This window comes from Streptomyces sp. NPDC005648, from assembly GCF_040605395.1.
In the GTDB taxonomy this organism is placed as follows: Bacteria; Actinomycetota; Actinomycetes; order Streptomycetales; family Streptomycetaceae; genus Streptomyces.
The window spans coordinates 1-8,778 of sequence record NZ_JBEXCS010000173.1; the positions used below are offsets into that span (position 1 = coordinate 1).

Annotated in this window: 6 protein-coding genes; 5 read left to right on the forward strand and 1 reads right to left on the reverse strand. The window is 70.1% G+C overall.

Annotation, left to right across the window (positions count from 1 at the left end):
- The 3 genes from ABZT17_RS44315 to ABZT17_RS44325 form a co-directional block, all read left to right on the forward strand.
- On the forward strand, positions 1–1,144 hold a 1,144-nt coding region (locus ABZT17_RS44315), incomplete at its 5' end, for a M4 family metallopeptidase (protein WP_356357863.1).
- 304 nt (positions 1,145–1,448) lie between these two features.
- Positions 1,449–3,113: a M4 family metallopeptidase gene (locus tag ABZT17_RS44320; RefSeq protein WP_356357864.1), complete on the forward strand. Its 1,665-nt coding sequence runs from the start codon at positions 1,449–1,451 to the stop codon at positions 3,111–3,113.
- Positions 3,114–3,182: 69 nt separating this feature from the next.
- Positions 3,183–3,701, forward strand: a complete 519-nt coding sequence (locus ABZT17_RS44325; RefSeq protein WP_356357865.1) for a DUF1990 domain-containing protein — start codon at positions 3,183–3,185, stop codon at positions 3,699–3,701.
- 97 nt (positions 3,702–3,798) lie between these two features.
- Here ABZT17_RS44325 and ABZT17_RS44330 read toward each other — a convergent pair whose 3' ends face one another.
- Positions 3,799–6,417, reverse strand: a complete 2,619-nt coding sequence (locus ABZT17_RS44330) for a glycosyltransferase family 1 protein (protein WP_356357866.1) — start codon at positions 6,415–6,417, stop codon at positions 3,799–3,801.
- A 269-nt stretch (positions 6,418–6,686) separates the two neighbouring features.
- Between ABZT17_RS44330 and ABZT17_RS44335 the strand changes: the two genes are divergently transcribed.
- Together ABZT17_RS44335 and ABZT17_RS44340 are read left to right on the forward strand one after the other, a co-directional pair.
- Positions 6,687–7,889: a S8 family peptidase gene (locus tag ABZT17_RS44335; RefSeq protein WP_356357867.1), complete on the forward strand. Its 1,203-nt coding sequence runs from the start codon at positions 6,687–6,689 to the stop codon at positions 7,887–7,889.
- 227 nt (positions 7,890–8,116) lie between these two features.
- Positions 8,117–8,778 (forward strand): maltotransferase domain-containing protein (locus tag ABZT17_RS44340; protein ID WP_356357868.1); only part of this gene is annotated, 662 nt, incomplete at its 3' end.

The window sequence follows — 8,778 nt, forward strand, 5'->3', positions numbered from 1 at the left end:
GCTCACCCGCCGCGACGTCGTCGTGGTCTACAAGAACACCTTCGGCCGCTCCGGCATCAAGAACAACGGCGTCGGCGCCTACTCCCGCGTCCACTACGGCAACGCGTACGTGAACGCGTTCTGGGACGACAGCTGCTTCTGCATGACGTACGGCGACGGCTCCGGCAACGCGGACCCGCTGACCTCGCTGGACGTGGCCGGCCACGAGATGAGCCACGGTGTCACGTCGAACACCGCGGGCCTCAACTACTCCGGTGAGTCGGGCGGCCTCAACGAGGCGACCTCCGACATCTTCGGCACCGGTGTGGAGTTCTACGCGGCGAACTCCTCCGACCCCGGTGACTACCTCATCGGCGAGAAGATCGACATCAACGGCGACGGCACCCCGCTGCGCTACATGGACAAGCCCAGCAAGGACGGTTCGTCGAAGGACAGCTGGTACTCGGGCCTGGGCAACCTGGACGTGCACTACTCGTCCGGCCCCGCCAACCACTTCTTCTACCTCCTGTCGGAGGGCAGCGGCGCCAAGGTCATCAACGGCGTCAGCTACAACTCACCGACCGCGGACGGGCTTCCGGTCACCGGCATCGGCCGGGACAAGGCGCTGCAGATCTGGTACCGGGCGCTGACCACGAAGTTCACCTCCACGACCAACTACGCGGCGGCCCGCACCGGCACCCTCGCGGCGGCCGGTGAGCTCTACGGCACCACGTCCACCGAGTACAAGACGGTGCAGGACGCGTGGGCGGCCATCGCGGTCGGCGCGCGCTCCGGCGGGGGCGGCGGCGGGACCGGGACGTCGTACGAGAACACGACCGCGGTGTCGATTCCGGACAACGGGCCGGCCGTCACCTCGTCCATCACCGTCTCGGGCCGGACCGGGAACGCTCCGAGCAACCTCCAGGTGACGCCGAACATCAGCCACACCTGGCGCGGCGACCTGGTGATCGATCTGATCGGCCCGTCCGGCGCCTCGTACCGGCTGAAGAACTTCAGCTCCTCCGACTCGGCGGACAACGTGACGGACACCTACACGGTGAACGCCTCCTCCGAATCGGCCAATGGCACCTGGAAGTTGAAGGTCCAGGACCAGGCCGCTCAGGACGTCGGCACCATCAACAGCTGGAAGATCACCTTCCCGTAGGAAGGGGGCCCGGACGGGTCCCGGGCCCGGAAACACGGCGCCGTCCCGGTGGTTCACCACCCCGGGGCGGCGCCCTCCTTTTAACTTCGCCTTACTGACCGTTGGTTGTCCATTGACCCGGGTCAACTCGGTTTACATGCCTGCAATGTTCATCCAGCCGTCGGTTTTCAGCCAACATCACTTCGAGGTCCTGACATGTACGCGTCTTGATGTCAGTCTTCCTCACAACCGCCGCACAACTTCACAGCAACCCCGGCCTGCCACCCCACGGCCGCGCCGGACTCCCCCACCACAAGGAGCTTGTGTGACCCCCCTCTACGCGCGTCACAAGCGCTCTACTCTGGCCATCGCGACCGCCGTCGCCGCCGGAGCCCTGCTCACCACCGGTCTGACCACCGGTACGGCCGCCGCCCAGACCCCGGTGGAGACCTCGGCCGCAGCTCGTCCCGCCGCCGCCCCGGCGGCCCTGTCCGCCGCGACCCGTGTGTCCCTCATCCAGAAGGCGCAGGCGGACGTCGCACGGACGGCGCAGAAGATAGGCCTCGGCGCCAAGGAGAAGCTGGTCGTCAAGGACGTCGTCAAGGACGCCGACGGCACCACCCACACCCGCTACGAGCGCACCTACGCGGGCCTGCCGGTCCTCGGCGGCGACCTGGTCGTGCACACCGCCAAGTCCGGTGCGACCGAGGGCGTCACCAGGGCGACCAAGGCCACCATCAAGGTCGCCTCGCTCAAGGCCGCGGTCACCCCGGCCAAGGCCGAGAAGCAGGCCGTCGGCGTCGCCAGAACGCTGGGCTCCACCAAGTCGGCCGCCGACGGCGCCCGCAAGGTGATCTGGGCCGGCTCCGGCAAGCCCGTCCTCGCCTACGAGACGATCGTCGGCGGTTTCCAGGACGACGGCACCCCGAACCAGCTGCACGTCATCACCGACGCCGCGACCGGCAAGAAGCTCTTCGAGTACCAGGGCATCGAGAACGCGACCGGCACCGGCAAGACGCTGTACTCGGGCACGGTCAGCCTGACCACCACGCTGTCGGGCACGACGTACTCGCTGGCCGACGCCGACCGCGGCAACCACAAGACGTACAACCTCAAGCACGGCACGTCCGGCACCGGCACGCTGTTCACCAACACCACCAACACGTGGGGCACCGGCGCCGCCTCCAGCTCCAGCACCGACGTGACGGCCGCCGCGGACGCCGCCTACGGCGCGCAGGAGACCTGGGACTTCTACAAGAACACCTTCGGCCGCTCCGGCATCAAGAACAACGGCGTCGGCGCCTACTCCCGCGTCCACTACGGCAGCTCGTACGTCAACGCGTTCTGGGACGACAGCTGCTTCTGCATGACCTACGGCGACGGCTCCGGCAACACCCACCCGCTGACCTCACTCGATGTGGCCGGCCACGAGATGAGCCACGGTGTCACCGCCAACACCGCGGGCCTGAACTACTCCGGTGAGTCGGGCGGCCTCAACGAGGCGACCTCCGACATCTTCGGCACCGGTGTGGAGTTCTACGCGGCGAACGCCTCCGACCCCGGTGACTACCTCATCGGCGAGAAGATCGACATCAACGGCGACGGCACCCCGCTGCGCTACATGGACAAGCCCAGCAAGGACGGCGGCTCGGCGGACTCCTGGTCCTCCTCCGTCGGCAACCTGGACGTCCACTACTCGTCCGGTGTCGCCAACCACTTCTTCTACCTGCTGTCCGAGGGCAGCGGCGCGAAGACGATCAACGGGGTGAGCTACAACTCGCCCACGTCCAACGGCTCCACGGTCACCGGGATCGGCCGCGCCAAGGCGCTGCAGATCTGGTACAAGGCGCTGACGACGTACTTCACGTCGACCACGAACTACAAGTCGGCGCGCACGGGCACGCTTTCGGCGGCGTCCGCCCTGTACGGCTCCGGCAGCACCGAGTACAACGCGGTCGCGGCGGCCTGGTCCGCCGTCAACGTCAGCTAGCCCGAAGCGGGTTGGCGGGCGGTACCCGGGGCGAAGGCATCCCCGGGTACCGCCCTACTCTTGTGACCCATGCCCCCGAGCGACTACACGTACGACGACGTCGGCGCGACCCGGCACGGCGGTTTCTGCCCGCCGGGATTCCATCTCCTCCATGTCCGCACCCGTGTCGGCGAGGGCGAGAAGGTCTTCCGGAGAGCCTCCGAGGCGGTCATGTCCTGGGAGATGCACCGCGAACTGGGCGTCGGCATCGACGCGGGCGCGGACCGCGCGGCCCCCGACGTCGACGTCACCGTCACCCTCGCCGGGATGATCAAGGCCCCGTGCCGTGTCGTCTACACGGTCGAGGAACCCCGCCGCACCGGCTGGGCGTACGGCACCCTGACCGGTCACCCGGAGTGCGGCGAGGAACGGTTCGTCGTGGACCGCACGGGGGACGGCACGGTGTGGCTCACGGTCTCGGCGTTCAGCCGCCCGGCGAAGTGGTACGCGCGGGCGGGCGGCCCTGCGACGCGGGGGCTGCAGGGCGTGTACGCGCGGCGCTGCGGCAGGGTTCTACAGCGGTTGTGCGCGCCGCTCTCCGAGGGCTGAGCGGGGTTGGGGGCGCCGTCCGGGGGCTGCCGCCCCCGGACCCCCGCTTTTCGGCCTGAACGGCCTCGTCCTCAAACGCCGGACGGGCTGGTCTTCCTCACCGCATGAGTACTCCTGCCCCCTCCCCCGTCTCCTCCCCCGGTACCGCCACCAGTCCCAGCTCCGCGCTCGACGCCAGCAGTCGATGGGCCGGCAGGATGCGGACCGTGTAGCCGTAGGGGCCCGTGCGGTCGAGGGAGAGCGGGCCCTCGTACACCCAGCGTCCCTCCGGGTCCGGTCCGCCCGCCGGTTTCAGCGGGACCGTCGTCGCGTCCGCGATGCCGTCCTCCGTGTCGACACGGCCCGAGACGGCCTGGACCTCGACGTCCTCGGGGCCCAGTTCGCCGAGGCCGACCCGGACCCGCAGGGCCAGGGTGGTGCCGAGTTCCGCGGTGGGTGTGGCGGCCGAGGTCTCCACATGGTCGACCGTGACGTCCGGCCAGGCGGCCCGCACCCGCCCCTTCCAGGCGGCGAGTTCACGCGCGGAGTCGGCGTCCATCGCGCGGTGCGCGTGCGCGGCCGGCGTGTACAGCCGCTCCACGTACTCGCGGACCATACGGCCGGCCAGCACCTTGGGGCCGAGGAGGGTCAGGGTCTGGCGGACCATCTCGATCCAGCGGTCGGGCAGGCCGTGCTGGCCGCGTTCGTAGAAGCTCGGTGTCACTCGCTGTTCCAGGAGGTCGTAGAGGGCCGCGGCCTCTATGTCGTCGCGCCGGTCGGGGTCCGTGCCCGCACCGTCCGCGGTGGGGATCGCCCAGCCGAAGTCGGGCTGGAACCACTCGTCCCACCAGCCGTCCAGGACGGAGAGGTTGAGACAGCCGTTGAGCGCCGCCTTCATCCCGGACGTGCCGCAGGCCTCCAGGGGCCGCAGCGGGTTGTTGAGCCAGATGTCGCAGCCGGGGTAGAGCTTCTGCGCCATCGCCATCCCGTAGTCGGGGAGGAAGACGATGCGGTGGCGCACCCGTGGGTCGTCGGCGAACCGGACCAGCTCCTGGACCAGGCGCTTTCCGCCGTCGTCCGCCGGGTGCGCCTTGCCGGCCACCACGATCTGGATCGGGCGCTCGGGGTGCAGCAGAAGGTCCATCAGCCGGTCGCGGTCGCGCAGCATCAACGTCAGGCGTTTGTACGAGGGGACCCGGCGCGCGAACCCGATGGTGAGGACGTCCGGGTCGAGCACCCCGTCGATCCACCCCAACTCGGCGGTCCCGGCCCCGCGTTGACGCCAGGAGGCGCGCAGCCGCTGCCGTACCTCGTCGACCAGCTGCTCGCGCAGGTTGCGGCGCAGCTCCCAGATGTCCTGGTCGGGGATGTCGCCGACCGCGTCCCAGCGGTCCGAGCCGCCGACGGTCAGCGCGTCCTCGGTGCGCTGCGCGCCGATCTGGCGGGCGCCGAGGCGGAGCACCTCGGGGGCGACCCAGGTGGGGGCGTGGACGCCGTTGGTGACGGAGGTGATCGGCACCTCCTCGGGGTCGAATCCCGGCCACAGTCCGGAGAACATCTCCCGGCTGACCTGACCGTGCAACAGCGAGACACCGTTGGCGCGCTGGCCCAGGCGCAGGCCCATCACCGCCATGTTGAACAGGTTGGGCTCGCCGCCGGGATAGGTCTCCATGCCCAGATTCAGCACGCGTTGGACGTCGATGCGCGGGAGTTCGGCCTCGGGGCCGAAGTGGTGGGCGACGAGTTCGCGGTCGAAGCGGTCGATGCCGGCCGGGACCGGGGTGTGGGTGGTGAAGACGGTCCCCGCCCGGACGGCTTCGAGGGCCGAGTCGAAGTCCAGTCCCTCGTCGCAGAGTTCGGCGATCCGCTCCAGGCCGAGGAAGCCGGCGTGCCCCTCGTTGGTGTGGAAGACCTCCGGCGCCGGGTGGCCGGTGAGCCGGCAGTAGGTGCGCACCGCCCGCACACCGCCTATGCCGAGCAGCATCTCCTGCAACAGGCGGTGCTCGCTGCCGCCGCCGTAGAGCCGGTCGGTCACCCCGCGTTCGCCGAGGTCGTTCTCCTCCACGTCCGAGTCGAGCATCAGCAGCGGCACCCGGCCGACCTGGGCGAGCCAGATACGGGCGTGCAGCCGCCGGCCGCCGGGCAGGGCGAGGGAGAGTTGGGCGGGGGTGCCGTCGGGCTCCTTCAGGTGGGCGACGGGCAGCTCGTTGGGGTCGAGGACCGGGTAGTGCTCCTGCTGCCAGCCGTCCCGGGAGAGGGTCTGGCGGAAGTAACCGTGCCGATACAGGAGGCCGACACCGATCAGGGGCACCCCCAGATCGCTGGCCGCCTTGAGATGGTCGCCGGCCAGGATGCCGAGTCCGCCCGAGTACTGGGGCAGGGCGGCCGTGATGCCGAACTCGGGCGAGAAGTAGGCGACGGCGGCGGGCAGCCCGCCCGGCTGGGCCTGGTACCAGCGCTCACCGCCGACGTAGTCGGCCAGGTCGTCGCGGACCGCGGTCAGCCGGCGCAGGAAGCGGCGGTCCTCCGCCAGCTCCGCCAGCCGCGCCGGCGACACACTGCCCAGCAGTCGTACGGGATCGCACTCCGAGGCGGCCCAGCGCTCGGGGTCGACGGACTGGAAGAGGTCACGGGTCTCCGCATGCCAGGACCAGCGCAGATTGCGGGCCAGGTCGCTGAGCGGACGGAGGGGTTCGGGGAGAACGGGACGGACGGTGAACCGACGGATCGCCTTCACTTTCCACCTCGACGCGTGTCGCTGTGCGGACGCACGGCGGTGTGCGTCTCGTCGTCTACCTCGACGGTATCGGTGCGAGGGGCTCCGTAACCACGGCACGTCCAAGAGCGCGACAGAGTCGTACACAGTCCGGAAACAAGCGCAACCTTCACCGATCCACTACGCCAGGACATGGACGACATGGCCGATTCCGCCCCCATAGGCCCCCTTGTGGACCTTCTGCGCCCCACGAGAGGCTGCGAGGGAGCCAATGGAGGGGGATATCGACCATGGCACGGACGCGAACACGGCGTCTGCGCCGGGCAGGGGGCCTCACGGCGGTGACCTGTGCCGCCGCGCTTTCGGCCGTCACCCTGCCCGCGCACGCCGTACCTCAGGGGCGGATACTCGGCGCCGGGGAGCCCGGCTCCGTCAGCGGAAGTTACCTGGTGACACTCAAGGGGGGTACGAAGGCTCCGTCGGCGACCGGAAAGAACATCGCCGAGAAGTACGGGGCGAGAATAAGCCAGACCTACGGCACGGTCCTCAACGGCTACGCGATCAGGGCCAACGAGAGACAGGCGAGGCTCCTCGCGGCCGACTCGCAGGTCGCCTCGGTCGTCCAGGACACCCGGGTCGGCCTCGACCGCACCCAGAAGAACCCGCCGTCCTGGGGCCTGGACCGGATCGACCAGCCCAGTCTGCCGCTGGACAGGTACTACACCTGGACCGGGTCCGGGGGCGCCGGGGTGACGGCGTACGTGATCGACACCGGGATCCGGATCACGCACAAGGACTTCGGGGGACGGGCGAGCTACGGCTGGGACTTCGTCGGCAACGACAGGACCGCGAGCGACGGCAACGGCCACGGCACCCATGTCGCCGGGACCATCGCCGGGACGGCCTACGGGGTGGCGAAGAAGGCGAAGGTGGTCGCCGTGAAGGTCCTCGGCGACGACGGGACCGGCACGACGTCGCAGGTCATCGCCGGCATCGACTGGGTGACCAGGCACGCGAGGAAACCGGCGGTCGCCAATCTCAGCCTGGGCGGAAGCCACAACGCCCAGCTGGACGCGGCCGTCCGCAACTCCATCGCCTCCGGCGTCACCTACGCCGTCGCCGCCGGGAACGACGGGCTGCCGGCCGCGCTCTACTCCCCGGCGGACGTCCCGGAGGCCCTCACGGTCGGCGCGACCGACCGGACGGACGCACGGGCGGCCTTCTCCAACTTCGGCTCGGCCGTCGACGTCTTCGCCCCCGGGGTGTCGATCACCTCGGACTCGTACGCGAGCGACACCGCGAAGGCCACCTTCTCGGGTACGTCGATGGCGACCCCGCATGTGACGGGCACGGCCGCGCTCTATCTGGCCGGCCATCCCGGGGCGACGCCGGCCCAGGTGTGCAGGGCGATCGTGAAACTGGCGGTCCCCGGGAAGGTCTCCGGCCGTGGGCTCGGTTCACCGGACGAACTTCTGCAGGTACCGCCGCCGTAGAGAAGCATGCGGGAGCACGTGTAGGAACACGGTGTGAGACGGCCCCGTTCGTTCAGAACGGGGCCGGTCTTGTGTGTAGACATACGCGTGAGTAGTTAACAAAGTGCCGGAATGCTCACCCGAAGAGGGTGGGAAGGCTCCTCCGGTACGTTGACCACAGGACACCAAGCAGGACCCCCTCCCCACACGCCATCCGCCCACCCACGTTGACGCGGACAGGAGCGGTCATGCCCGCCACGCACCACTCGTCACCACCCACGACGCGCAAGCCCGGGAAACCCCCCGTGCGCACCACCGACGCCGCACCGCCGGCCCCGGAGCCACCCTCCCCGGGCGACACCTCCGGCATCGGACGCATACCCGTCCTCGACGTCGAGCCGGCCGTCCAGCGGGGCCGCCGGCCCGCCAAGGCGGTCACCGGTGAGTCGTTCGAGATCTCGGCCACCGTCTTCCGCGAAGGCCATGACGCGGTCGCCGCCAATGTCGTCCTGACCGACCCGGAGGGCAATCCGGGCCCCTGGACGCCGATGCGCGAGCTGGCCCCCGGCAGCGACCGCTGGGGCGCCACCGTCACCGCCGGCGCTCCGGGCCACTGGACGTTCACCGTGGAGGCCTGGGGCGATCCGGTCACCACCTGGCGCCATCACGCCCAGATCAAGATCCCGGCGGGGATGGACACGGAGCTGGTCCTGGAGGAGGGGGCGCGGCTGTACGAGCGCGCGGCCGCCGGGATGCCATCGGTGCAATGTGACATAGCACTGGCCGCGGTCGCCGCGCTCCGCGACGAGAGCCGCCCGGCGGCGTCCCGGCTGGCGGCGGCGTTGACGCCGGAGGTGGACGCGGTGCTGGCCGCGCATCCGCTGCGGGAGTTCGTCACCGCCTCGGAGAC